Below are 25,001 nucleotides of genomic sequence, written 5' to 3'. Positions count from 1 at the left end.
TTCGTGGATACCCCGGCTTCCAGGCCGGGGAGGAATCGAAGCTCCCGCGTAGCGGGGCAGGGAAAGGCGAATGGTCGCCAGGGCGATTCGGCGTCCATGGCCACCGGCCGACACCCGCCGTCACATGGAAACTGATAGAATGTGAGGCATGACGCAGCAGGTCAAGCGGGCGTTCAAGCACCGCTTCTACCCCACGAACGAGCAGGCGGCAGAGCTGTCCCGCACGTTCGGCTGCGTCCGCCTCGTGTATAACAAGGCGTTGGAGGAGCGCACTCGCGCGTGGTACGGCGAGCAGCGCCGCGTCTCCTACGTGCAGTCGTCGGCGGCGCTGACGCAGTGGAAGAAGACCGAGGAACTGGCCTTCCTGGCGGAGGTGTCCTCCGTCCCTCTTCAACAGGCCTTGCGTCACCTTCAGGCCGCGTTCGCCAACTTCTTCGCCCAGCGAGCGAAGTACCCGCGCTACAAGAGCCGGAAGAAGTCCCGAGCGTCGGCCGAGTACACCCGCAGCGCGTTCAAGTGGCGTGACGGGAAGCTGACACTGGCGAAGACGGCCCAGCCACTGGACATCCGCTGGTCGCGTCCCCTGCCCGAAGGCGTGGAGCCGACGACCGTGACAGTGTCCCGCGACGCGGCCGGGCGTTGGTTCGTGTCCCTGCTGTGCGAGGACACCATCACGCCCGCGTCCGCCACCACGCAGGCCGTCGGCATTGACGCCGGGATCACGTCCCTGGTGACGCTGTCCACCGGGGAGAAGATCGCCAACCCGAAGCACGAGCGCCGCGACCGCGCCCGCCTCGCCCGCGCACAGCGCGAGCTGTCGCGGAAGGCGAAGGGCTCGGCCAACCGCGAGAAGGCCCGGGTCAAGGTCGCTCGCGTCCACGCGCGGATCGCCGACCGGCGCCGCGACTTCCTGCACAAGCTGTCCACTCGGCTCGTCCGTGAGAACCAAACGGTCGTGATCGAGGACCTCACCGTCCGCAACCTGCTGAGGAACCACTCGCTCGCGCGAGCCGTCTCCGACGCGTCGTGGACGGAACTTCGCTCCATGCTGGAGTACAAGTGCGCCTGGTACGGGCGCGAACTCGTCGTGATCGACCGCTTCTTCCCCAGCTCGAAGCTGTGCGGGGTCTGCGGCACGGTCCGCGAGAAGCTGCCGCTGAACGCCCGTGAGTGGACGTGCGACTGCGGCGCCGTGCATGACCGCGACGTGAACGCGGCACGCAACATCCTGGCCGCCGGGCTGGCGGCGTCTGCCTGTGGAGACGGTGTAAGACCTCAACGGGAGTCCTCCCGGACGGGGCGGTCGTCGGTGAAGCAGGAACCCCAGCGGGCGACCGCTGGAATCCCGCGCCCTTAGGCGGGGGAGGAAGTCAAACGGCGAACTCCTGGAAGGCGATGGTCTTCTCGACCGGGTAGTACTCGGTGCCGAGCAGCTCACGGATGATGTACGCGTTCCGGTACGCGCCCATGCCCAGGTCGGGGCTGGTGACGCTGTGGGTGTGGACGCCGGCGTTCTGCAGGAAGACACCGCGGCCCGTGACGTCGATGGCGTAGTTGCGGGCGACGTCGAAGCGGCCGTGGCCGTCGAAGTTCAGGCGCTCGCGCACCGGCTCCAGGAAGGCCGGCGGCCGGTAGTGGTAGCCGGTGGCCAGCACCAGGCCCTCGGAACGGATCTCGAAGTCCTTGCCCTGCTCGTCCTGGTGGAAGCCGAGCGTGTACGCGCCGTCCTCGTGACGGGCCTCGTTCAGCGTGGAGTTGGTGAGCAGCCGGGTGGGCACCGGGCGGTCGCCGCTCTCCACGTCCTTCTGGTAGAGCAGATCGAAGATCGAGTCGATCAGGTCCGAGTTGATGCCCTTGAACAGGCCCTTCTGCTGCTTCTCCAGCCGGTAGCGGGTCTCCTCCGGCAGCGCCCGGAAGTAGTCGACGTAGTCCGGGGACGTCATCTCCAGGGTCAGCTTGGTGTACTCCAGCGGGAAGAACCGCGGGGAGCGGGTGACCCAGTTCAGCTCGTAGCCGTGGACGTCGATCTCGGACAGCAGCTCGTGGTAGATCTCGGCGGCGCTCTGGCCGCTGCCGACGATCGTGAGTGACTTCCGGGCCTGCAGGTCGGCCTTGCGGTGCAGGTAGCGCGCGGTGTGGACGACGTCGTCGCCGAGGTCCCGGCAGGCCTCGGGGACGAACGGGACCGTGCCCGTGCCGAGGACCAGGTGCCGGGCGCGGAACGTCTCCCCGGCCGCGGTGCGGACGACGTACACCTCGTCCTCGTACCTCACCTCGGTGACCGTGGTGCCGAAGCGGACGCTGCCGAGCTTGCCGGCCGCCCAGCGGCAGTAGTCGTCGTACTCGACGCGCAGCGGGTAGAAGTTCTCCCGGATGTAGAACGGGTACAGCCTGCCCTTCTCCTTCAGGTAGTTGAGGAAGGAGTACGGGGAGGTGGGGTCGGCCAGGGTGACCAGGTCCGACATGAACGGGGTCTGCAAATGGGCGCCGTCCAGGAACATGCCGGCGTGCCACTCGAAGTCGGGCTTGGAGTCCAGGAAGACGCCGTTCAGTTCGGCGATCGGCTCGGTCAGGCAGGCGAGGCCCAGGTTGAAGGGGCCGAGCCCGATCCCCACGAAGTCGTACGGGGCGGTCGGGGCTTCAGGACGCGCGGTCAAGGGACTCTCCCAGGTACTGCTCGGCGTGGCCGGCGATCAGGTCCAGGACGGCGGCGATGTCGGCCACCGTCGTCTCGGGGTTGAGCAGGGTGAACTTCAGGTAGTGGCGGCCGCCGACCTTGGTGCCCGCGACCACGGCGTCGCCGGAGGCGAACAGGGCCTTGCGGGCGTACAGGTTGGCGCGGTCGATCTCGGCCGGGTCGGTGACCGCCGCGGGGACGTAGCGGAAGACGAGGGTGGACAGGCCGGGCTCGACGACCACGTCGTAGCGGGGGTCGCCGGCGAGCAGCCGCCACCCCTGCCGGGCCAGTTCGCACACCTCGTCGAAGAGCTGACCGATGCCGTCGGCCCCCATGGTGCGCAGCGTCAGCCACAGCTTGAGGGCGTCGAAGCGGCGGGTGGTCTGCAGGGACTTGTCCACCTGGTTGGGGATGCGCTCCTGCACCATGCGGCGCGGGTTGAGGTACTCGGCGTGGTAGGTGGCGTGCCGCAGGGTGGCCGCGTCCCGGACCAGCACGGCGGAGGAACTCACGGGCTGGAAGAAGGACTTGTGGTAGTCGACGGTGACCGAGTCGGCGCGCTCGATGCCGTCGATGCGGTCCCGGTGCTTCAGCGAGGCGAGCAGCCCGCAGCCGTAGGCCGCGTCCACGTGCATCCAGACGCCGTACTGGGCGCAGAGTTCGGCGATCTCGGGCAGCGGGTCGATGGAGCCGAAGTCGGTGGTGCCGGCGGTGGCGACGACGGCCATGGGCACGAGGCCGTCCCGCGCGCAGCGCTCCAGCTCGTGGGCGAGCGCCACGGTCTGCATCCGCTTGTCGTGGTCGACAGGGACGGTGACCACGGAGTCCGGGCCCAGGCCGAGCAGCTTCGCGGACTTCCGGACGCTGAAGTGACCGGCCTCGGAGGCGAAGACCCGCAGTTTCCCGAGGCCGTCGCTCTTCGCCTCCTCGCGGGCCAGCAGCAGCGCCTGGAGGTTGGACTGGGTGCCGCCGGAGGTGAACACGCCGTCGGCGCCCGGGCCGAGGCCGATGCGGGCGGCCGTCCAGTCCACGAGCCTGCGCTCGATGAGGGTGCCGCCGGCCGACTGGTCCCAGGTGTCCAGGGAGGAGTTGACGGCGGAGAGCACCGCCTCGCCGAGCACCGCCGGGATGACCACCGGGCAGTTGAGGTGGGCGAGGTAGCGCGGGTGGTGGAAGTACACGGCGTCGCGGAGGTAGAGGTCCTCCAGCTCGTCCAGCACCGCGGCGGTGTCGCCTAGCGGCCGGTCGAGGTCGATCGCGTCGACGCGGGGGGCGAGGGCGTCGACGGTGACACCGGTGAACGGACGTTCGGTGGTGGCGAGTTTGGCCGCCACCCGCTCGACTCCTTCGGTCACGGAGCGGCGGTAGTGCTCCGCCGTGAGGCCATTGAGCAGGTGCGAGCGCATGTGGGGGTCCTCCGAGGGGACTGTCCGTGCGGGATGGAAGAAGGCGAGATCCGTTTGACTTAGGTTAGCCTAACCTAAATTGATCACGCGAGGGCATACCTCCGCAGTGACCGGGGTCACGGGGGGAGCGGGTGGCGTCACTCCGATGCGCGGAGCTGTTCCTCCGTCATGCCTCGCCGCCAGTAGCCGACGAAGGTGACGCGCCGCCGGTCGACACCGCGTTCGCCGACGAAGTGCCGGCGCAGCTCCCTGACCCGGCCGGACTCGCCCGCCAGCCACACGTACGGCGCCTCGGCGGCGGGCAGGCCGGCGGCGCGCACGGCGTCGACGGCCGTCGGGCAACCCCCGTGAGCGCGGGGGTGTGCAGGGCGAAGTCGATGTCGATCTCGTCGGGGTCGCGGCGCAGGGCCCGGAGTGTGTACGACCGCATCACGGCCCGTACGTCGTCCGGCAGTTCACGCCGGCCCTGCCGCCATCCTCCGCCGCTCTCGGCTTCGCTCGAGCGGGGGGACCCCCATCCCGGTTCGAGGGGTACGGCGGGTTCGGCCTGCCCCGGGTGCGGCAGGAACAGCGACAGGGACTGGTCGCGCCCGTCGGAGTGGAAGGCGTGCAGATCGTCCCCGGTGAAGGTGACCCGGACCAGAGACGGCCCCGGCCGCCTCGTCCGCACGACCTGGAGGGAGAAGAAGCGTAACGGGGCGGCCACGGCCGTCGTCATGGGGGGCTCCTGAGGTTGCCGTTCAGGAATAGGGGTTGTCAGCGGACCTTCTTGGCCTTCTCCAGTGCCTCGGCCAGGCCGGTGAGCAGCGGTACGCACTTGTCGTAGGAGAGGATCGGCTCGGGGGAGCGGGCGATGACCTGTCCCGCCTTGACGGCGGGCAGCTTCCTCCAGGTGGCCTTGGTGATGCCGGCCGGCTGGATGGCCGAGGAGCGGTCGTCCATCATGATGATGTCGGCCGGGTACTTGTCGACGTTCTCCCAGCTCAGGGACTCGTACCAGCCGCCGCCCTGCTTCTTGGCGCTCTCCGGGGGCTCGACGAAGTTCACGCCGAGGGCCTTGAAGTACTCCAGGTCGACGGAGAGGTTGGTGCCGGAGACGTAGAAGAGCTGGTCGCTCGCGGAGCCGACCAGGACCTTGATGCCGGGCTTGGCCCTGGCGGCGGCGCGCAGCCGGGCCGAGGCGTCCTCGAACCGCTTCTTGGCGTCCGTCACCTTCGCGGCCTTCATGTCCGCGCCGAGCGACTCGGCCAGCTTCCACATGCGCTGGAGCGGCTGGGTGAGCTGACGGTCGTAGACGGAGACGCCGACGCCGGGTGCGAGCTGGGCGATCTTCTTCTTCGACTCGTCGGGGACGTACCAGAGGGTGCCCGCGTCGTCGAACACGGTGCTGATGAGCACGTCGGGGGCGAGGGCCGCGTACTTCTCGATGTTGAACTGGCCCCAGGTGTTGCCGAGGACCGTCACCTTGCTGATGTCCATGTCGCCGGCCTGGACGTCGGCCTTGCCCGCGGTGGTCCTCGTGGGGCCGAAGACGCCCTTGACCTGGATGCCGTAGTCGTACAGCGCGGCGGCGACGCCGGTGAAGGCGACGATGTTCGCGGGGACCCTGTCCAGCTTCACCGTCGTGCCGCGGTCGTCCGTGAAGCTCCAGGAGCCGGACCCGCCGCCCTCGGCCCGCCCGTCGGGCCCCGCGTCCTTGCCCTTGTCGTCACCGCAGGCCGCGAGCGCGGCGCCGAGTCCGAGGACGCCGCCCGCGGCGAGCAGACCGCGACGGGAGAAATGCGTGGAACGGGCTTGGGGCATGGGTATGGCTGCTTTCGACCGGGGCGTGGCCGCCCGCCGGACAAGTTCGAAGGTAGGTTAGCCTAACCTCAGTAGATGTCCAGGGGTGGGGCCCGCCGGGCCGGGTGACCGCCTGTCAGCCTCCGCCCTGTGCCGCCGGCGCCGGTCAGAATCGGTAGTCGGTGATGACGGCGTTGCCGTAGACGTCGTAGACGGAGGCGTGGCCCTGCCCGGAGTGCTTCCAGCCGGCGAACGCCTTGACGATCGCGGCGGCGGCCGCCCGCGGGTCCGGCGCCGAGGACGTGCCGCCGCCGATGTCGGTGGAGATGTAGGCGTCGCCCTTCCGCTCGTTCCACTCGCCGAGGATGCGCCGCACGAGCGGGGCGGTGGCCTTCTGTTGAGCGGTGCCGTGTTCCCGGACCCAGTTCCGGAACTCCCCGGCGGTCTTCTTCGACCGCGCCGCGTCCGTGTCCTTTGGCAGCTTCTCCATGACGCCGACGCCGTCCGGCCGGGCGGAGTCGCCGGAGGAGCACGCCGCGGTCCCGCCGACGAGAACGGCGCCGAGCACGACGGCGGCGGCGATGTGGGAGGTGCGCTTCACGGGGACTCCATTTGATTCACGGACGCGGAACGCGATGGCGTCGGCCCCGTCGTTCCGGTTTCCGGGGTGGCTGTGGTCGGTTTCTCCTGCGGGCAGCGGGAATGCGGGCACGTCGAAACATCCGGGCGGCCGGTGCGAAACCGTACGGCCGGGATGAAGGCGTGGTGACCGTCGGTGCGGCGCGTGGCGCACCGAATGCACGCGTCACGTCAACGGAATGCCGCGCACGACGAATCGCTCCCCGTTCTCCCTTTCCGGTCCCGCGTCTCCCCGGTGGTCAGCCGAGCGGTCATGGGCAAAGGTCCGGAATGGGAACGGAATCTAACATGATCGTCAAGTTGCGGGCAATCAAGGGCCTTTGAGGTGGCGTCAAGTGCGGAAACGGCGAACGCGGGGCGCCGGCGAAACCGCTCGCCGGTGCCCCGCGTTCCTCAGCGGTGGGAGACGCCTCAGCCGATCAGGCCCAGCTCGCGGGCCACCAGCATCCGCTGCACCTCGCTCGTGCCCTCGCCGATCTCCAGGATCTTGGAGTCGCGCCACATCCGGGCCACCGGGTACTCGTTCATGAAGCCGTACCCGCCGTGCACCTGCGTGGCGTCGCGGGCGTTGTCCACGGCGACGGTGGAGGAGTACAGCTTGGCCATCGCCGCCTCCTTCTTGAAGGGCTCGCCGGCCACCAGCCGGTAGGCGGCGTCCCGCCAGGCCAGACGGGCGGTGTGGGCCTTCATCTCCATGTCGGCGATCTTGAACTGGATGGCCTGGTTGGCGCCGATCGGCCGGCCGAAGGCGTGGCGTTCCTTCGCGTACTTCACCGACTCGTCCACACAGCCCTGGGCCAGCCCGGTCGCGAGCGCCGCGATGGCGATACGGCCCTCGTCGAGGATGCGCAGGAACTGCGCGTAGCCCCGGCCCTCCTCGCCGAGCAGGTTGGCGGCGGGCACCCGGACGTCCTGGAAGGACAGCTCACGGGTGTCGGAGGCGTTCCAGCCGACCTTGGAGTAGGGCGCGGCGACCGTGAAGCCGGGGGTGCCGGACGGGACGATGATGGCCGAGATCAGCGGCTTGCCGTCCGGCTTGCGGCCGGTGACCGCCGTGACCGTCACCAGACCGGTGATGTCCGTGCCCGAGTTGGTGATGAAGCACTTCGTGCCGTTGATCACCCACTCGTTCGTGTCCGGGTCCAGGCGGGCCGTGGTGCGGGTGGCGCCGGCGTCGCTGCCGCCGTCCGGCTCGGTGAGGCCGAAGGCGCCCAGGATCTCGCCGGAGCAGAGCCGGGGCAGCCACTCGCGCTTCTGCTCCTCGGTGCCGAAGAGGTGGATCGGCATGGCGCCCAGCGAGACGCCCGCCTCCAGCGTGATGGCGACCGACGAGTCGACCCGGGCCAGCTCCTCCAGGGCGATGCCGAGCGCCAGGTAGTCGCCGCCCATGCCGCCGTGCTCCTCCGGGAACGGCAGCCCGAACAGGCCCATGCGGCCCATCTCACGGACGATCTCGTACGGGAACTCGTGCCGCTCGTAGAAGTCGCCGATCTTCGGCGCCACCACGTCGTGCGCGAACTCCTCCACCGTACGGCGGAGTTCCTCGAGCTCGGGGCTGAGACGGTGGTCCATGCTGATCACTGGTCCTTGTGGGAGAGAGCGCGGACGGTACGGGACGGGCTGGGCCGGCCCAGTTGTTCGGCCATCCACACGCTGGTGGCGGTCAGACGGCCGAGGTCGACCCCGGTCTCGATGCCGAGGCCGTGCAGCATCCATACGAGGTCTTCGGTGGCGAGGTTGCCGGTCGCGGACTTCGCGTACGGGCAGCCGCCGAGGCCTCCGGCGGACGCGTCGACCGTCGTCACGCCGTGCTCCAGGGCCGCGTAGGTGTTCGCGAGCGCCTGGCCGTAGGTGTCGTGGAAGTGCACGCCGATCTCGTTCGTCGGCACGCCCTCCTCGTTCAGCAGGGCGAGCAGCTCAAGGACGTGGCCCGGAGTGGCGACGCCGATGGTGTCGCCGAGGCTCAGCTCGTCGCAGCCCATGTCGCGCAGCGCCGTGCAGACCCGGGCCACCTGGTGGAGCGGGACGGCACCCTCCCAGGGGTCGCCGAAGCACATCGACACGTAGCCGCGCACCTGCGCGCCCGCGTCCTTCGCCTGCCGCACCACTGGTTCGAACACGGCCAGCGACTCGTCCACGGTGCGGTTGAGGTTGGCCTTCGCGAAGGACTCCGTGGCGCTGGCGAACACCGCGATCCGCCGGGCGCCGAGCGCCAACGCCCGTTCCAGGCCGCGCTGGTTCGGCACCAGCACCGGGAGTTCGACGTCGAGGTCCGAGACGAGCGGGAACAACTGCTCGGCGTCGGCGAGCTGAGGCACCCACTTGGGGTGGACGAAGCTGGTCGCCTCGATCGTCGTCAGTCCCGCGCCGGCCAGGCGGCGGACGAACTCCGCCTTCACCGCCGTCGGCACGGACGTCTTCTCGTTCTGCAGCCCGTCGCGCGCCCCGACCTCGTGGATCCGCACCCGCGCGGGAAGATCCTGGGCCGGTACGACCATGGGCAGTCCCTCGGCGCTCACTCCGCGTCCTCCTTGGGCGTGATGACGGCCAGGACCTGGTCCATGGCGACCGTCGAGCCCGGGGTCACGTCCAGCTCGGCGACCGTGCCGGCGTGCGGGGCGGAGACGACGTGCTCCATCTTCATGGCCTCGACCACCAGCAGGCTCTGCCCGGCCGCGACCTCGTCGCCGACGGCGACCTTCACCACCGTCACCGTGCCCGGCATGGGCGCGGTGAGCGAGTCGGCGCCCGCGTGCGCCGACCGGGTCAGGGCGGCCTCCACCGGGTCGTGGTCGCGCACCTGCCAGGCGTCGCCGTCGCGGCCGATCCAGTCACCGGCCCGGCGGAAGGTGTGCCGGACGCCGTCGAGGGTGACGGACACCCGGTCGCCGGTGACGGTGTGCGTGCCGCGCGGGGTGTACGCGACCGCCTCCTGCGTCCGCAGGTGGACGACGGGTCCCTTGGGCGTGCCGCCCAGCCGCCAGCCGTTCGGCACCGAGAAGGGGTCGACCCAGCCGTCGCCGGCCGGCCGCAGCGCCTCCAGCCGTACGGCCGCCGCCGCCTCGTACACCTCCTCCGGCACGTCCGTGGTGACCAGCTCGTCGACCACCCGCTCCACCAGCCCGGTGTCCAGCTCGCCGGCCACCACCGCCGGGTGCGCCAGCAGCCGCCGCAGGAAGCCCGCGTTGGTCTGCACGCCCAGCGTGACCGTCTCGGCGAGAGCGGAGCGGAGCCTGCGCAGCGCCGTCTCCCGGTCGGGGCCGTAGGCGATCACCTTGGAGAGCATCGGGTCGTAGAGGCTGCCCACCTCGGTGCCCTCGCTGAGCCCCGAGTCGGTGCGCACGCCGTCGCCCTGGGGCTCGTTCAGCAGCCGCACCGTGCCGCAGGAGGGCAGGAAGCCGCGCGCCGGGTCCTCCGCGCAGATACGGGCCTCCACCGCGTGCCCGGTCAGCCGGACGTCCTCCTGCGCGAAGCCGAGCCGTTCCCCGGCCGCCACCCGCAGCTGCCACTCCACCAGGTCCAGCCCGGTGATGAGCTCCGTGACCGGGTGCTCCACCTGGAGACGGGTGTTCATCTCCATGAAGTAGTACGACGAGGGGTCGCCGCCCGGCACGATGAACTCCACCGTGCCCGCGCCCCGGTAGCCGCAGCTGCGGGCCGCCTGCACGGCGGCCTCGCCCATCGCGGCCCGGGTGGCCTCGTCGAGGAGCACGCTCGGCGCCTCCTCGATGATCTTCTGGTGCCGCCGCTGCAGCGAGCACTCGCGCTCGCCGAGGTGGACGACGTTGCCGTGCCCGTCGGCCAGCACCTGGATCTCGATGTGCCGGGGGCGGCCGACCCACCGCTCCACCAGCAGGGTGTCGTCGCCGAAGGAGGCACGGGCCTCACGGCGGGCGGCCGCGATCTCCTCCTCAACAACGGCGATGTCCCGCACCAGCCGCATGCCCTTGCCGCCGCCGCCCGCCGAGGGCTTGAGCAGCACGGGCGTCCCGATCCCGCGGGCGGCGTCGGCCAGTTCGGCGTCCGTGAGGCCGCTGCCGCTGGAGCCCGGCACGACCGGGACCCCGGCCGCCTTCACCGTCTCCTTGGCGCGGATCTTGTCGCCCATGAGCGCGATCGCGTCCGCGGGCGGGCCGATGAAGACCAGTCCCGCCTCCTCGCAGGCACGCGCGAAGCCGGCGTTCTCGGCCAGGAAGCCGTAGCCGGGGTGCACGGCCTGGGCGCCGGTGCGGGCGGCGGCCTCCAGCAGCCGCTCCACCGACAGATAGCTCTCGGCGGCGGGCGCCGGACCGATCCGTACCGCCGTGTCGGCCTCCCGGACGTGCCGCGCGTCGGCGTCGGCGTCGGAGAAGACCGCCACCGAGCGGACGCCCAGCGAGCGCAGCGTACGGATGACGCGTACGGCGATCTCGCCCCGGTTGGCCACCAGCACTGTGTCGAACACGGTTCCCCTCCTCACATCCGGAAGACGCCGAACTGGGGGTCTCCCAGTGGCGCGTTGGCACAGGCCGTCAGGGCGAGTCCCAGCACCTGACGGGTCTCCATCGGGTCGATCACGCCGTCGTCCCACAGGCGGGCGGTGGCGTAGTAGGCGTTGCCCTGGCTCTCGTACTGGGCGCGGATGGGGGCCTTGAAGGCCTCTTCGTCGTCGACGGCCCAGTCCTCGCCGCGCGCCTGCATCTGGTCCCGCTTGACCGTGGCGAGCACGGAGGCGGCCTGCTCGCCACCCATGACGGAGATCTTGGCGTTGGGCCACATCCACAGGAAGCGGGGGGAGTAGGCCCGGCCGCACATCGAGTAGTTGCCGGCGCCGTACGAACCGCCGACGACGACGGTCAGCTTCGGCACGCGCGTGCAGGCCACCGCCGTGACCATCTTGGCGCCGTGCTTGGCGATGCCACCCGCCTCGTAGTCCCGGCCGACCATGAAGCCGGAGATGTTCTGCAGGAACACCAGCGGGATGCCGCGCTGGTCGCACAGCTCGATGAAGTGGGCGCCCTTCTGGGCGGACTCCGAGAACAGGATGCCGTTGTTGGCGACGATCCCGACCGGGTGGCCGTGGATCCGGGCGAAGCCGGTGACGAGGGTCTGCCCGAACTCGGCCTTGAACTCGGCGAACCGCGAGCCGTCGGCCACGCGCGCGATGATCTCCCGCACGTCGTAGGGGGTGCGGGAGTCCACGGGCACGGCGCCGTACAGCCCGGCCGGGTCCACCTTGGGCTCCACGGCCGGGGTGACCTCCCAGGGGAGGGACCGCCGCGCGGGCAGCGTGGCGACGATGTTCCGCACGATCCGCAGGGCGTGCGCGTCGTCCTCGGCGAGGTGGTCGGTGACGCCGGAGGTCCGGGAGTGCACCTCGCCGCCGCCGAGCTCCTCGGCGGTCACGACCTCGCCGGTGGCCGCCTTCACCAGCGGCGGGCCGCCCAGGAAGATCGTGCCCTGGTTGCGGACGATGACGGCCTCGTCGCTCATCGCCGGGACGTAGGCCCCGCCGGCCGTGCACGAACCGAGGACGGCCGCGATCTGCGGGATGCCGGCGCCGGACATCCGCGCCTGGTTGTAGAAGATCCGCCCGAAGTGCTCGCGGTCCGGGAAGACCTCGTCCTGCATCGGCAGGAACGCCCCGCCGGAGTCGACGAGGTAGACGCACGGCAGCCGGTTGTCGAGGGCCACCTCCTGCGCGCGCAGGTGCTTCTTCACCGTCATCGGGTAGTACGTGCCGCCCTTGACGGTGGCGTCGTTCGCGACGATCACGCACTCGCGCCCGCTGACCCGGCCGATACCGGCGATCACGCCGGCGGCCGGTGCCTGCCCGTCGTACATCCCGTCGGCCGCGAGGGGAGCCAGCTCCAGGAAGGGCGATCCCGCGTCGAGCAGCGTGTCCACCCGGTCCCGCGGCAGCAGCTTGCCGCGCGCGGTGTGCCGGGCCCGCGCCTTCTCGCCCCCGCCGAGAGCGGCGGCGGCCAGCCTGCCGCGCAGTTCCCCGACGAGCGCGAGATGAGCCTGTTCGTTGGCCCGCCAGGCCTCCGACGCGGGATCTGCCGCGCTGTGAAGCTCCGGTGCCTCTTGCATCCTTGCGGTCCCCTCACCCAGTGGTGACTGTTAATGAGCGTTAACCATTTCCTTCAGGTTAACGACCGCTAACCTCGCTGTCTAGAATTGGTGGCATGGTCACCAGAACCGACGCCCCCACCCGTCGCGAGCAGATCCTCAAGGAGGCTGCCCGGCTCTTCGCCGAGCGCGGCTTCCACGGCGTCGGGGTGGACGAGATAGGCGCCGCGGTCGGCATCAGCGGCCCCGGCCTGTACCGCCACTTCCCCGGCAAGGACGCGATGCTCGCGGAGCTGCTGGTCGGCATCAGCGGCCGGCTGCTGACGGGGGCCAGGCTCCGGCTGGCCGAGGCGGACGGGGGGACGGGGGCCCCGGCGGTCCTGGACTCGCTCATCGAGGGCCACATCGACTTCGCCCTCGACGACCGCCCCCTGATCACCCTCCACGACCGCGAGCTGGACCGGTTGCGCGACAGCGACCGCAAGCTGGTGCGGCAGCTCCAGCGGCAGTACGTGGAGCTGTGGGTGGAGGTGGTGCGGGAGGTCTACCCCGCACTGACCGAGCCCAGCGCCCGCTCGGCGGTCCACTCGGTCTTCGGCCTGCTCAACTCCACCCCGCACCTCGGCCGCGCCGGCACCCTGCCGGGCCGGGCCGCCATGGCGGCCCTGCTGCACCGGATGGCCCGGGGGGCCTTCGGAGCGGCCGGGACGGCCGAGGACTGAGCCGCGGAGGCCGCTCCCGGCCGCCGGGTGGTCAAGGTCACCCTGGACGACTGAACGTACCCGCCAGTATCTTGGGCTCTGAGCAAGCGCTTAGACATGCCCGAATGTCATGCCGAGGTACGTGGAGGTGGCGGCGTGCGCCGTACGGTGTTCAACGAGGATCATGAGGCGTTCCGGGAGACCCTTCGCGCCTTCATCGAGGCCGAGGTCGTCCCCGTCTACGACGAGTGGTTCGCCGCCGGCCAGGCGCCGCGCGACTTCTACCACAAGCTCGGCGAGCTGGGCATCTTCGGGATCAACGTGCCCGAGGAGTTCGGCGGCGCCGGTCTGGACAGCCACAAGTTCGAGGCCGTCCTCTACGAGGAGACCGCCCGCGCCGGTGTGCAGTTCGGCGGCTCCGGCGTGCACGTGCTGCTCGCCCTGCCGTACATCAAGATGCTGGCCACGGACGAGCAGAAGAAGCGCTACCTGCCGAAGTTCGTCTCCGGCGAGGAGATGTGGGCCATCGCGATGACCGAGCCGGGCACCGGCTCCGACCTCGCGGGCATGAAGTCCACCGCCAAGCTCTCCGAGGACGGCACGCACTACGTCCTCAACGGCGCCAAGACCTTCATCACCGGCGGTGTGCACGCCGACAAGGTCATCGTCTGCGCCCGTACGGCCGCGCCGACCGCCGAGGACCGCCGCCACGGCATCTCCCTGTTCGCCGTGGACACCAAGTCCGAGGGCTACTCCATCGGCCGCAAGCTGGACAAGCTCGGCCTGCGCACCTCCGACACCGCCGAACTCGCCTTCGTCGACGTCAAGGTGCCGGTCGAGGACCTGCTCGGCGAGGAGAACAAGGGCTTCTACTACCTCGGCCACAACCTGGCCTCCGAGCGCTGGGGCATCGCCTTCGGCGCCTACGCCCAGGCCAAGGCCGCGGTCCGGTTCGCCAAGCAGTACGTGCAGGAGCGCACCGTCTTCGGCAAGCCGGTCGCCCACTTCCAGAACACCAAGTTCGAGCTGGCCGCCTGCCAGGCCGAGGTGGACGCCGCCGAGGCCGTCGCCGACCGCGCGACCGAGGCCCTGGACGCCGGTGAGCTGACCCCCGCCGAGGCCGCCTCCGCCAAGCTCTTCTGCACCGAGGTCGCGCACCGCGTCATCGACCGCTGCCTCCAGCTGCACGGCGGCTACGGCTACATGAACGAGTACCCGATCGCCCGCCTGTACGCGGACAACCGCGTCAACCGCATCTACGGTGGCACCAGCGAGATCATGAAGACGATCATCGCCAAGGACATGGGTCTGTAAGGTCCCCGCAATCACTGGCGGGTACAACCACCTCATGAGCCAGGCACTTCAGGACCTCCTCGATCTGCTCGACCTCGAGCAGATCGAGGAGGACATCTTCCGCGGCCGGTCCCGCTCCGCCGTCGTACCCCGCGTCTTCGGCGGGCAGGTCGCGGCGCAGGCGCTGGTCGCCGCCGGGCGTACGGTCCCCGGGGACCGGGCGGCCCACTCCCTGCACGCGTACTTCCTGCGGCCGGGCGACCCCGGCGCGCCGATCGTCTACAGCGTCGACCGCATCCGCGACGGCCGGTCCTTCACCACCCGCCGCGTGGTCGCCGTGCAGCACGGCAAGCCGATCTTCCATCTCTCGGCGTCCTTCCAGACGTACGAGGAGGGGCTCGACCACCAGGCCGCCATGCCGGCCGCGCCCGACCCGGCGGCGCTGCCCACCTCCCAGACGCGGATGCGCGGTTACGGCCATCTCGCGCCCGAGGTCGTGGAGCGCTTCCTGGAGGCCCGCGAGGCGATCGACCTGCGCTACGTGGACGAGCCGCCGTACGGCAGGTTCGGCGAGCCGCGCGAGCCGCACTCCCAGGTGTGGTTCCGCACCAACGGCAAGCTGGACGACGACCCGTTGCTCCACGTCGTGCTCGCCACCTACGTCTCCGACATGACCCTCCTCGACTCCGTGCTGCTCGCGCACGGTCGCGGCGGCTGGGCCGTCGGGGACGTCGTCGGGGCGTCGCTGGACCACGCGATGTGGTTCCACCGGCCGTTCCGCGCCGACGAGTGGCTGCTGTACGACCAGGAGTCGCCGTCCGCGCACGGCGGCCGGGGCCTGGGCCAGGCCCGCATCTACACCCAGGACGGACGGCTGGCCATCTCGGTCATCCAGGAGGGCGTGGTCCGCGTCCCCCGCTGACCCCGTCCCGCCGGCGAGGCCCGCTCGTGCCCCCGCACCGGGCGGGCGCGGGCGGGCCTCGCCGCGCCGGTCAGTCCCTGCGGATGAGCTCGGGGTCGACGCGCCGCCCCACCAGCGGCAGCGTGCCCAGCGTCGCGACGACGACCACGCCCAGCGCCGCGCACACCAGCACGGGGATCCCGGCGAAGTCCCAGAAGACCTCGCCGCCTCCGGTGATCAGGTAGCTGGACTCGGCGAGCTTGCCGGTGACCAGCGCGAGCGCGAGGCCGATGGCGAGCGGCAGCACGACCTGGACGCTCTGCACCGCGCGCAGCGTGCGGCTCCTCGCCCCGATCAGCGTGATGGCGGTGACCTGCGCCCGGCGCTCGACGGCCCGGTCGGTGACGGAGACCAGGAAGGCGGCGACACCGATCACCAGCCCCATGACCATGCCGAGCACCAGCAGCGTCTCGATGACCGCGATCTGCTGCAGGCTGTCGACGTTGACGCCGACCGGTTCTACGGAGACGGTGGGCGCGGCTGTTCCGATGCCGTCCAGGACGGCGCGGACGACGTTCGGGTCGGAGTCGCTGTTGAGCACGAGCTGCGCGGACGCCGGGCGGGCCCCCGTGGGCAGGGTGGAGGGCGGCACGATCACAGACGCGTCGCCGACCGCGGAGGGGTCGTACGGGCGCACGACGGCGGCGGCGGACGGGACCGTGAGGGACAGCGTGAGGTGCCGCTGCCCCTCACGCAGCCGGAAGGGGAAGGAGGCGCCGGGCCGGATGTCCGGATCGGGGGAGCTGTTCGGATTCACGAGCCGCATGACCCGTCCCTCCCGGCAGCCCTCGACGCTCCGCACCAGCCGCGTCAGTTGGGTGCAGGTGGCGATCAGCGCGGTGGCCTGCGGCGGAATGCCGGAGTCCGTCGGCTTGCTCCAGGACACCATCGTCAGGGCGTGCGCCCGCACCCCCGGCACCTCGGTGAGCCGCTCCTGCTGCCCCTCGGACAGGCCCGCGAGCGGCACGGAGTAGTCCTGTACGGGATTGCTCGGCCTGCTGACCTGCTCGAATTCGATCAGCACGCCCTGTGCCAGCGAGGCCGCGAACACCAGCAGCACCAGGCCGGTCACGACCCGCATGGTGCTGCCGGGCTCGACCTCGTTGCGGCGCATGGCCAGACTGAGCGTCAGGGACTGGGTGGTGCCGGCCACCTTGCGGGCGAGGAGGTACGACAGCCAGGGCAGGGCCAGTACGAGCCCCATCCCGGTCAGCAGCACTCCGCCCACCAGGAGGAGGCCGAAGACACCGTTGCTCGTGGCGGGATGGTCGGTGAGGCCGGTCGCGCAGAAGCCCGTGACGATGCCGAGCCCGGTGACCAGCAACAGGCCGCCCCACTTCGAGGGAGGCTTCGGCACGGCCGTGCGGCGCACCGCCAGCGGGTTGGCGGCGGCGCTGCGCGCGCTCGCCCGGCCCACGAACCAGGCGAGGGCCGGGCAGCCGAGCAGGCAGACCACCACGGTGGTCCAGGACAGGGCGCCGTCGGCCGGGTACCAGCGCAGCGCGGGCAGACCGGAGCGGGACATGACCTGGTTGAGGAGCCAGTACTCGCCGAGCCCGAGCAGAACGCCGAGCAGCGCGGCGGCCACCGTCTCGGCGGCGTTGACGCGCTGGGTGCCCTTGGTGCTCAGGCCCAGCAGCCGCAGCGACGCCAGGCGCCGGGTGCGGCTGGCGGCGGAGAGCCGGGCGCACACCGAGAGGAAGACAGTGAGCGGAAGCAGGACCAGAGTGGCGAGGGCGAAGCGCAGGTTGGTGAGCGTGGAGGGCTCGACGACCGAGACCGGGGCGTAGGAGTAGCCGAAGGACTGCAGCGCCCCGGTGTCCGCGTCGTGCGCGATCTTCGCGCGGGTGGTGCCGACATATGCGTACAGCTCGTCAGGGTCCGCGAGACCGGGGGCGCCGATCAGGCCCTTCTCCCGGCCCGGCAGCAGCCCCTTGATGCCGGGTTCGGAGTGCAGCAGGTCGTGCAGGCGGGGGGAGAGGTACAGCTCGCCGGGGGCCGGGAGCGCGTCGAGGCCGGGCGGCGGCTGCTGGTACGCGCCGCCGCGGGCGACGAACACCCGGGTGAACGGCCTGGAGCCGTGCGGATCGCGGCGCTCCAGGACGAGCGCCGAGCCCGCCGCTGCCTTTCCCACGGACGTCGTCTGCGGCTCACGGGCCGCAGCCCGTCCGTCGTGCGCGTCCAGGACGGCGGGGATCGTCAGCACCAGGGCGAGACAGCACACTCCGAGGGAACTGCCCACCGCCACGAGGAAGAAGCGCAGGCGGTTGCCCCGTCCGGCGCCGAACAGCAGCCGCAGTCCGAGCAGGAACTCCCTCACGCGGCACCTCGCGGGGAGAGCACGCCGTCGGCCATGGTGTAGTGGCTGTCGGCCCGTGCGGCGACGGCTGGATCGTGCGTCACCAGCACCACGGCGGTGCCCTGGGAGCGCGCCAGGTCGAGGAACTCCCGCAGAACGGCGTCGGCGTTGGCGCTGTCCAGCGACCCGGTGGGTTCGTCGGCGAAGACCACCGCCGGGCGGTGCACCAGGGCACGGGCCACCGCGACGCGCTGACTCTGACCGCCCGACACCTGTGCGGGCCGCCGCTCGCGCAACTCTCCGAGCCCGAGCCGTTCCAGCACCCGGCCGGCTTCCGCCAGGGCGGCCTTCTTGCGCTTCCCTGCCAGGCGCAGCGGCAGTGCCGTGTTCTCCTCGACGGTCAGCTCGGGCAGCAGCTCGCCGTACTGGAAGACGAAGCCGAAGCGCTCGCGGCGCAGCGAACTCATCTCCTCGTCGTCGAGGGCTCCGAGCACCGTCCCGTCGAAGCGCACCTGCCCGCGCGCGGGCGGCAGCACCCCGGCCAGGCAGTACAGCAGCGAGGACTTGCCCGAGCCGCTCTGCCCCGTGACGGCCGCGACCTCGCCTCGCGCGATCGAGAGATCCACGCCGCGGACGGCGAGGTGACTGCCGTAGGAGAGCTCGACGCCCGAGGCGGAGAGAATGTGTGACGTGGTGATGACTTCCCCCAGAAGTGGAAGAACCCAGGCTCGCACCTGGGCCCGGGACTCGCCGGTGTACCGCTACGGCCGCTTGTAGTGCTTGGTCACGGAGCAGTTGTCCGGGTGGAACGAGTTGTCCAGGGGGACGGTCTCAACTTCGCTCCGCCCGTTTTCAGCGTCGGAATCGTGTGCCAAGAGGCGGCGAAACGCGGTTTCTGCCCCCGTGGCGAACAGGGCTGCCGGTTTCCGCATGTGTTCTCCCGTTTCAGTTGTGTGATTCCTGGTGGTCAGGCCAGGAACTCGTAGAACGTAGCCGCAGGCGCCGTCGGGTCAGCTCGAATTTGGGTGAGGTATGGCGGTGTTTGGGGCTGTAGTTCCGGGCATACTTTGCCGTCACCTTGCCTGCCGCTGAGCGGAATATGATCTTCCGAGGTTTTTTCGAAGTTGCGGAAAATAGTTGCCTGCTCAAAATGACGTGTGACGCATGGGGGACTAGGCTCTGGAGTGAAAGCCGCAGTGCACGACATGCCCGGCCGGCGAGGTATCGGATGAGCCCGGACCTCAGCCGCGGCACCCCAGGACGCGATCGCGTACGGGCCACAGGCGCCGGCAAGGTGACGCACGTCGTGCCACATCAGATGCTGCGGTGCACTCTCCGACCGCCCCGCTCTCCCTCTTGATTCGCGGCGGCGGCCATCCACCCAGGGATGGAAGGGTATTTCCCATGCGAGCACAGCGCGCGAGGCGCCTTGTCGCCATCTCCGCCACAGGCCTGCTGCTGGCCGGCGGGGCAGCGGTCGGCACGGCGGGTACCGCCTCGGCCTCCGACAACGGCAACCACGGTTCCTACAGCCACAGCCGGGACTGGGGAGGCAACGACCACTACAACCACCACGGCAACTGGTGGTGGGACGACGACTACGGCGACTACGGCGGCTATGGCGGCTACGGCGACCACGGTGACCACGGCGGCTATGGTCACGGCGACCACGGTGGCTACGGCGACCATGGTGGCTACGGTGGCCACGGCGGCAATGGCGGCTACGGAGGTCATGGCGGCCACGGAGGTCATGGCGGCCACGGAGGGCGCTGAGCCGACCACCACCTGAGACAAGGATGTGCGGCCCCGGGCACGGAGCCGCACATCCGCCTTGCCCAGGGTCAGTCGATGCCCGCCGCCGCCAGCAGATACGCCGTCATGGGGTCGTAGTGGCGCGGGCTGACGACGTGGTCGTCGAGCGGGACCACCACCTGCACGGTGCCCTCGGACTCGGCCAGAAACAGTGCGGGATCGTTGCAGTCGGCGTACCCGGCGGAGTCGACGCCGTGCTGTCCGGCGTACCCGGCCCAGCCGTGGTCGGCGACCACCAGGTCCGGCAGCGGGCGTCCCTCGCGCTCAAGCCCGTTCAGAACGGCCCGCATCGGCTCGCCGGAGTGCGTGTGCCACAGCGAGGCGCCGTGCTCCAGGACGGCCACGTCCGCGAACTGCATGACGTAACCCTCGTCCGTCTGCAGCCCGTCCGGGATGACCACGATCTCGCAGCCTGCCGCGCGCAGCGCCGCGGCCGTGGCCCGGTGCACGTCCAGCAGGCCGCCCGGGTGACCGGTGGCGAACAGCACCCGCTGCCGTCCCTCGGCCGCCTTGCGCAGCCGGGCGGCGAGCCGGTCCAGCGCGTCCACGGTCAGCTCGGGGTCGATGGTGTCCTGCCCGTACCGGTACTCGGGGTCGTCGTTGACGCCCACCCGCTCGGCCATCACCGCGAGCACGTCCTGCTCGTCGGCCCAGCGGTCGCCCAGCTCGAGCCCCAGCCAGAAGTTGCGCTCGCCGTTGGCCAGCCTGCGGTAGTGGGAGAGGTTGTTCTCGCGGGGCGTGGCGACGTCCCCCGCGATACGGGTCCTCACCAGGTGGTCGACGAGCTGGGCGCGGCTGGGTGTCCCGGGTATCGGCATGCCTCCCATTGTGAGGGCAGCCGGGCGGGCGCGTCCTCGGCATACCGCACGCTGGGACTTGGATCACTGGGATCCACCGCGGCATCCGGCCCCCGCGCCCCGCTCAGCCCTGCCGCAGCGCGAACCACAGCTCCATGCGCACGTCCGCGTCGTCCAGGTCGGCGTCCAACAGGGCGGCGCAGCGGGCGATCCGCTGCCGCACGGTGTTGCGGTGCACGTCCAGCGCCACCGCCGTACGGTCCCAACTGCCGTGCAGCGACAGCCAGGTGCGCAGCGTCTCGGCGAGCGCGGCCTGGGCGCCGAGCGGCGCGAGCAGGGCGCGGGCGTGCGCCCGGGCGTCCGCGCGCGGCACCAGGTCCGCGAGGCCCGCCCGGGCACCGTGCCGGACCAGCGGGACACGGGTGGCGCGGGCGCGGGCCAGCGCGCGGGCCGCCTGGGTGTCGGCGGCGGGCCACTCCCCGGGGCCGGCCGCCGCGCTGACCCCGAGGGTCCAGCCCGGCTGCGGCACGGGCTCCCGCTCGGCGGGCGCCAGCACCCGTACGACGTCACGGTCCACGTCCACCAGCGGCGATCCGAGGGCGGCGCCCAGCGCGGAGGCGGCCACGGCGTCCGGTGACTGGGCCTCCGGCCGGGCGTGCACGACGATCCAGTGGCCGTCCCCGAGCAACGGCGCCACGTCTTCCGGGGGCGTGCCGAGCAGCAGCCGCACGAGCGCGGCCGACCGGGCCGCGCCGGACCCGCTCTGGTGCTCGCCGGTCAGCAGGGAGAGCAGCACGGCGGCGACGGAGGCGATGGTGTGGTCCCCGGGTCCGCGCTGTCCGGCGGCCACGCCGAGCACGAACCCCTCTCCGGCGCCGAGGGCGTAGGCGGCGAGGTGGGTGTCGCCGAGGGTGTCGGCGGCGGAGGAGGGCACCGGCCGGGAAGGAGCCTGAGCCGGTACGGCGGCCGCGGCGGCACCGGGCCGCCGGGCCTCGGCGGCGGGGCGTACGGCCCCCGCGGAGGCGGCCGTTCCGCCGGGCGGGGGAGCGGCGGAGCGCTCGCCCGCCCGGCGGGCCGTGCCGGCCTGCCCGCCGTCGGCGGGTCCGCCCGCGGCGTCGGCCGTCGGGCCGCCGGCGCCGGTACGGACGGATCCGGTGCCGCCCGCCCCCGGGCCGTCGGTGCCGGACCCGGACCGCCCGGCTCCGCCGTCGCCCTCCGGTGCGCGGTCCGGCTCCGGGCCCCGCGGAGCGCTGGGCCGGACCACCTCGGTCAGCTTGGCCAGGGCTTCCCGCACCTCGCCGGAGACCGTCCGGCCCGCCTCCGCGACGCCGGTGCCGTCCGGGCCGTAGAGGATCGCGTGGCCGCCCAGGCGCTGGGCGAGCTGGCGCAGCACCGAGGGCACCGGGTCCGGGCGGGAGGCCGCCGCCGCGAGGCTCTGCTGGGCGTCGGTCACTCGGCGCAGCTCGGCCAGCCGGGCCTGTGCCATGAGCTGCCAGACCGCGCGGGCCACGCCCGAGAAGGTGGTCCGGGGCGGGACTTCGAGCAGCGGCAGGTGCTGTGCCTCGCAGGCCGCGATCAGGGCGGGCGGCACGTTGTCGTGCACCGGGGCCAGCCCGAAGCCGAGGGCCGCGCCGCCCGCGGCCACGATCCGGGAGACGTAGTCGTCGAAGTACGTGCCCGTCTCCGCCCCCTGCGGGATGTGCACCCCGGCGGTCAGCAGCAGCTCGCCGCCCAGCAGATACGGGTACGGGTCGGCCATCTCCGAGGTGTGCGCCGCGTGGATCACCAGGGACGGGCCGGACGGGCCCGCGATCTGGCGCAGGGCGAGGTCCTCCCGGGACAGCAGGGCCGACAGCGCGATCGGCGGGGTCGGTGGGACGGCTGGGGCGACCGGATCCGGCATGGTGTGCGTTCCCTCCATCCAGCCCCGTTCATATGGATGAAACGTACACTTCGCAGTCGCTTTCCGGCCACCTAGTGTCAGGTCAGACCGGCAGCCGCGGGTACGGGCGGATGTCCCCGCGATCCGCTGCCGTCACGTCCCCATTGCAACCCGCACGACACGCCACCGGATGTGCGCGAAGGAGGGCCCCACATGGCCGTCGACTACACAGTGATCGTCGTCTATCTCGCCGGCATGCTGGCCATGGGCTGGTGGGGCATGCGCCGCGCCAAGTCCAAGAGCGAGTTCCTGGTGGCCGGCCGCCGTCTCGGGCCCGCCATGTACTCCGGCACCATGGCGGCGATCGTCCTCGGCGGCGCGTCCACCATCGGCGGTGTCGGGCTCGGCTACCAGTACGGCCTCTCCGGCGCGTGGATGGTCTTCACCATCGGTCTCGGCCTGCTGGCCCTGTCCGTCTTCTTCTCGGCGCGCATCGCCCGTCTGAAGGTCTACACGGTCTCCGAGATGCTGGACCTCAGATACGGCGGCCGCGCGGGCGTGATCTCCGGTCTGGTCATGTGGGCCTACACCCTCATGCTCGCGGTGACGTCCACCATCGCGTACGCCACCATCTTCGACGTCCTCTTCGACATGAACCGCACCGTCGCGATCATCCTCGGCGGCTCGATCGTCGTCGCGTACTCGACGCTGGGCGGCATGTGGTCGATCACCCTCACCGACATGGTGCAGTTCGTGGTCAAGACGATCGGCGTGCTCCTGCTGCTCCTGCCCATCGCGGTGGTCAAGGCGGGCGGCTTCTCCGAGATGAAGGCCAAGCTGCCGACCTCGTACTTCGACCCGCTGGGCATCGGCGGCGAGACGATCTTCACCTACGTGCTGATCTACACCTTCGGCATGCTGATCGGCCAGGACATCTGGCAGCGCGTGTTCACCGCCCGCGGCGACAGGACGGCGAAGTGGGGCGGCACGGTCGCCGGCACCTACTGCCTCGCCTACGCCCTCGCCGGCGCGGTGATCGGCACGGCGGCCAAGGTGCTCTACCCCAAGCTGGGCAGCCCGGACGACGCGTTCGCCACCATCGTCAAGGACGAGCTGCCCGTCGGCGTGCGCGGCCTGGTGCTGGCCGCCGCCCTCGCCGCCGTGATGTCGACGTCCTCCGGCGCCCTGATCGCCTGCGCCACCGTCGCCAACAACGACATCTGGTCGCGGCTGCGGGGCGTGGTCAGGCCCTCCGGCGAGGAGCACGACGAGGTCCGGGGCAACCGGGTCTTCATCCTGATCATGGGTGTCGGGGTGATCGGCACCGCGATCGCGCTGAACAACGTCGTCGAGGCCCTGACGGTCGCCTACAACCTGCTCGTCGGCGGCCTGCTCGTGCCCATCCTCGGCGGCCTGCTGTGGAAGCGCGGCACCGCGCAGGGCGCGCTGGCCTCCGTGGCCGTCGGCGGCCTCGCCGTGATCGGCCTGATGGCGGGCTACGGCATCCTCGCCAACGAGCCCGTCTACTACGGCCTGCTCGCCTCCCTCGTCGCCTACCTCGCCGTCTCCCTGGCGACCAGGCCCACCGACGAGGCCGTCCTCGCCGCCTGGCGGGAACGTCTCGCCGGCCGCTCGCCCGAACTCGCGTCCGAACCGGTGGCGGCTCACCAGTAGAGTCGTACGGAAAGCATGAAAGCGCTATGAAGCGCCAGAAAGAAGGCATTTGACCATGAGCAGCAACGAGACGCCCCGCGGCCCCGTCGACTCCTCCCGCGTCCCGCGGTACGCCGGTCCCGCCACCTTCGCCCGGCTGCCCCGCCTCGACGAGGTCGGCACCGCCGACGTCGCCGTGGTGGGCGTGCCGTTCGACTCCGGCGTCTCGTACCGGCCGGGCGCCCGCTTCGGCGGCAACGCCATCCGCGAGGCGTCCCGGCTGCTGCGCCCCTACAACCCGGCGCAGGACGCCTCGCCCTTCGCCCTCGCGCAGGTGGCGGACGGCGGCGACATCGCCGTGAACCCGTTCAACATCAACGAGGCCGTGGACACCATCGAGGCCGCCGCCGACGACCTCCTGGGCACGGGCGCCCGCCTGATGACCCTCGGCGGCGACCACACCATCGCGCTGCCCCTGCTGCGCTCGGTGGCGAAGAAGCACGGCCCGGTGGCCCTGCTCCACTTCGACGCCCACCTCGACACCTGGGACACCTACTTCGGCGCCGAGTACACCCACGGCACCCCGTTCCGCCGCGCGGTGGAGGAGGGCATCCTCGACACCGAGGCGCTCTCCCACGTCGGCACCCGCGGCCCGCTGTACGGCAAGCAGGACCTCACCGACGACGAGAAGATGGGCTTCGGCATCGTCACCTCGGCGGACGTCTACCGCCGCGGCGCCGACGAGGTCGCCGACCAGCTCCGCCAGCGCATCGGCGACCGCCCGCTGTACATCTCCATCGACATCGACTGCCTCGACCCGGCCCACGCCCCGGGCACCGGCACCCCGGAGGCGGGCGGCATGACCTCCCGCGAGCTGCTGGAGATCCTGCGCGGGCTGGCGTCCTGCAACCTGGTGTCGGCGGACGTCGTGGAGGTCGCCCCCGCGTACGACCACGCGGAGATCACCTCGGTGGCGGCCTCCCACACGGCCTACGAACTGACCACCATCATGAGCCGCCAGATCGCGGCGGCCCGGAAGGACGCGTAA

19 protein-coding genes and 1 pseudogene are annotated in these 25,001 nt (G+C 71.3%); 7 read left to right on the top strand and 13 right to left on the bottom strand.

The features are described from left to right. Positions 1–148 precede the first annotated feature (148 nt). Complete coding sequence (locus tag ACWCPN_RS03065; RefSeq protein ID WP_451202059.1) at positions 149–1,357, top strand: RNA-guided endonuclease InsQ/TnpB family protein; 1,209 nt, start codon at positions 149–151, stop codon at positions 1,355–1,357. A gap of 13 nt (positions 1,358–1,370) precedes the next feature. On the opposite strand, the gene ACWCPN_RS03060 is transcribed toward ACWCPN_RS03065, so the two are convergent. The 9 genes and pseudogenes from ACWCPN_RS03060 to ACWCPN_RS03020 form a co-directional block, all read right to left on the bottom strand. Continuing rightward, on the bottom strand, positions 1,371–2,657 hold the full coding sequence (locus tag ACWCPN_RS03060; RefSeq protein WP_451202058.1) for a lysine N(6)-hydroxylase/L-ornithine N(5)-oxygenase family protein: 1,287 nt from the start codon (positions 2,655–2,657) through the stop codon (positions 1,371–1,373). Then, positions 2,641–4,083: a lysine decarboxylase DesA gene (gene desA, locus ACWCPN_RS03055; RefSeq protein WP_451202056.1), complete on the bottom strand. Its 1,443-nt coding sequence runs from the start codon at positions 4,081–4,083 to the stop codon at positions 2,641–2,643. The genes ACWCPN_RS03060 and desA overlap by 17 nt, the downstream gene beginning before the upstream one ends. A 137-nt stretch (positions 4,084–4,220) precedes the next feature. Further along, a pseudogene (locus ACWCPN_RS03050) lies at positions 4,221–4,801 on the bottom strand (siderophore-interacting protein). 38 nt (positions 4,802–4,839) lie between these two features. After that, a complete protein-coding gene (locus ACWCPN_RS03045; RefSeq protein WP_451202055.1) occupies positions 4,840–5,886 on the bottom strand; it encodes an ABC transporter substrate-binding protein in 1,047 nt (348 codons plus the stop codon). 145 nt (positions 5,887–6,031) lie between these two features. Then, entirely contained in the window at positions 6,032–6,466 is a 435-nt protein-coding gene (locus ACWCPN_RS03040) for a hypothetical protein (protein WP_451202054.1), read from the bottom strand. Between the two features lie 449 nt (positions 6,467–6,915). Further along, complete coding sequence (locus ACWCPN_RS03035) at positions 6,916–8,076, bottom strand: acyl-CoA dehydrogenase family protein (RefSeq protein WP_199210650.1); 1,161 nt, start codon at positions 8,074–8,076, stop codon at positions 6,916–6,918. 5 nt (positions 8,077–8,081) lie between these two features. After that, complete coding sequence (locus ACWCPN_RS03030) at positions 8,082–9,023, bottom strand: hydroxymethylglutaryl-CoA lyase (protein WP_451202053.1); 942 nt, start codon at positions 9,021–9,023, stop codon at positions 8,082–8,084. Further along, the gene (locus ACWCPN_RS03025) at positions 9,020–10,948 is read right to left on the bottom strand and encodes an acetyl/propionyl/methylcrotonyl-CoA carboxylase subunit alpha (protein ID WP_451202052.1); all 1,929 of its coding nucleotides are present in this window, start codon (positions 10,946–10,948) and stop codon (positions 9,020–9,022) included. The genes ACWCPN_RS03030 and ACWCPN_RS03025 overlap by 4 nt, the downstream gene beginning before the upstream one ends. A gap of 11 nt (positions 10,949–10,959) precedes the next feature. Further along, the gene (locus tag ACWCPN_RS03020; RefSeq protein WP_199210647.1) at positions 10,960–12,576 is read right to left on the bottom strand and encodes a carboxyl transferase domain-containing protein; all 1,617 of its coding nucleotides are present in this window, start codon (positions 12,574–12,576) and stop codon (positions 10,960–10,962) included. 95 nt (positions 12,577–12,671) lie between these two features. Between ACWCPN_RS03020 and ACWCPN_RS03015 the strand changes: the two genes are divergently transcribed. The 3 genes from ACWCPN_RS03015 to tesB all read left to right on the top strand — a co-directional run bounded on the left by ACWCPN_RS03015 (position 12,672) and on the right by tesB (position 15,471). After that, the gene (locus ACWCPN_RS03015; RefSeq protein ID WP_451202050.1) at positions 12,672–13,277 is read left to right on the top strand and encodes an SACE_7040 family transcriptional regulator; all 606 of its coding nucleotides are present in this window, start codon (positions 12,672–12,674) and stop codon (positions 13,275–13,277) included. 135 nt (positions 13,278–13,412) lie between these two features. Next, entirely contained in the window at positions 13,413–14,570 is a 1,158-nt protein-coding gene (locus ACWCPN_RS03010; RefSeq protein WP_359544391.1) for an acyl-CoA dehydrogenase family protein, read from the top strand. 34 nt (positions 14,571–14,604) lie between these two features. After that, entirely contained in the window at positions 14,605–15,471 is an 867-nt protein-coding gene (tesB, locus tag ACWCPN_RS03005; RefSeq protein ID WP_451202048.1) for an acyl-CoA thioesterase II, read from the top strand. A gap of 70 nt (positions 15,472–15,541) precedes the next feature. Here tesB and ACWCPN_RS03000 read toward each other — a convergent pair whose 3' ends face one another. Together ACWCPN_RS03000 and ACWCPN_RS02995 are read right to left on the bottom strand one after the other, a co-directional pair. Then, on the bottom strand, positions 15,542–17,830 hold the full coding sequence (locus ACWCPN_RS03000; RefSeq protein WP_451202047.1) for an FtsX-like permease family protein: 2,289 nt from the start codon (positions 17,828–17,830) through the stop codon (positions 15,542–15,544). Beyond that, a complete protein-coding gene (locus ACWCPN_RS02995) occupies positions 17,827–18,435 on the bottom strand; it encodes an ABC transporter ATP-binding protein (protein WP_365127059.1) in 609 nt (202 codons plus the stop codon). Before ACWCPN_RS02995 ends, ACWCPN_RS03000 begins: the two co-directional genes overlap by 4 nt. 778 nt (positions 18,436–19,213) lie before the next feature. Here ACWCPN_RS02995 and ACWCPN_RS02990 point away from each other — a divergent pair. After that, positions 19,214–19,582, top strand: coding sequence for a hypothetical protein (locus ACWCPN_RS02990; RefSeq protein ID WP_451202045.1), 369 nt, complete (start codon positions 19,214–19,216; stop codon positions 19,580–19,582). A gap of 68 nt (positions 19,583–19,650) precedes the next feature. Here ACWCPN_RS02990 and ACWCPN_RS02985 read toward each other — a convergent pair whose 3' ends face one another. After that, the gene (locus ACWCPN_RS02985) at positions 19,651–20,439 is read right to left on the bottom strand and encodes a phosphatase (RefSeq protein WP_451202044.1); all 789 of its coding nucleotides are present in this window, start codon (positions 20,437–20,439) and stop codon (positions 19,651–19,653) included. 103 nt (positions 20,440–20,542) lie between these two features. After that, positions 20,543–22,321, bottom strand: a complete 1,779-nt coding sequence (locus ACWCPN_RS02980) for a helix-turn-helix domain-containing protein (RefSeq protein ID WP_451202043.1) — start codon at positions 22,319–22,321, stop codon at positions 20,543–20,545. Positions 22,322–22,513: 192 nt separating this feature from the next. On the opposite strand from ACWCPN_RS02980, the gene ACWCPN_RS02975 reads away from it, so the two are divergent. Together ACWCPN_RS02975 and speB are read left to right on the top strand one after the other, a co-directional pair. Next, entirely contained in the window at positions 22,514–23,974 is a 1,461-nt protein-coding gene (locus tag ACWCPN_RS02975) for a sodium:solute symporter (protein ID WP_451202041.1), read from the top strand. 55 nt (positions 23,975–24,029) lie between these two features. Then, positions 24,030–25,001, top strand: coding sequence for an agmatinase (gene speB, locus ACWCPN_RS02970; protein ID WP_199210641.1), 972 nt, complete (start codon positions 24,030–24,032; stop codon positions 24,999–25,001).

The sequence above is a fragment of the Streptomyces sp. NPDC002386 genome (assembly GCF_053593175.1).
Note: the sequence above shows the minus strand (reverse complement) of the source record. Positions and strands in the feature narration are given on the sequence as shown.

Coding starts and splice junctions, on each gene's coding strand:
- ACWCPN_RS03065 (WP_451202059.1), top strand. CDS start 149: ATGACGCAGCAGGTCAAGCGGGCGTTCAAGCACCGCTTCTACCCCACG.
- desA (WP_451202056.1), bottom strand. CDS start 4,083: ATGCGCTCGCACCTGCTCAATGGCCTCACGGCGGAGCACTACCGCCGC.
- ACWCPN_RS03045 (WP_451202055.1), bottom strand. CDS start 5,886: ATGCCCCAAGCCCGTTCCACGCATTTCTCCCGTCGCGGTCTGCTCGCC.
- ACWCPN_RS03035 (WP_199210650.1), bottom strand. CDS start 8,076: ATGGACCACCGTCTCAGCCCCGAGCTCGAGGAACTCCGCCGTACGGTG.
- ACWCPN_RS03020 (WP_199210647.1), bottom strand. CDS start 12,576: ATGCAAGAGGCACCGGAGCTTCACAGCGCGGCAGATCCCGCGTCGGAG.
- ACWCPN_RS03015 (WP_451202050.1), top strand. CDS start 12,672: ATGGTCACCAGAACCGACGCCCCCACCCGTCGCGAGCAGATCCTCAAG.
- tesB (WP_451202048.1), top strand. CDS start 14,605: ATGAGCCAGGCACTTCAGGACCTCCTCGATCTGCTCGACCTCGAGCAG.
- ACWCPN_RS02990 (WP_451202045.1), top strand. CDS start 19,214: ATGCGAGCACAGCGCGCGAGGCGCCTTGTCGCCATCTCCGCCACAGGC.
- ACWCPN_RS02985 (WP_451202044.1), bottom strand. CDS start 20,439: ATGCCGATACCCGGGACACCCAGCCGCGCCCAGCTCGTCGACCACCTG.
- ACWCPN_RS02980 (WP_451202043.1), bottom strand. CDS start 22,321: ATGCCGGATCCGGTCGCCCCAGCCGTCCCACCGACCCCGCCGATCGCG.
- ACWCPN_RS02975 (WP_451202041.1), top strand. CDS start 22,514: ATGGCCGTCGACTACACAGTGATCGTCGTCTATCTCGCCGGCATGCTG.
- speB (WP_199210641.1), top strand. CDS start 24,030: ATGAGCAGCAACGAGACGCCCCGCGGCCCCGTCGACTCCTCCCGCGTC.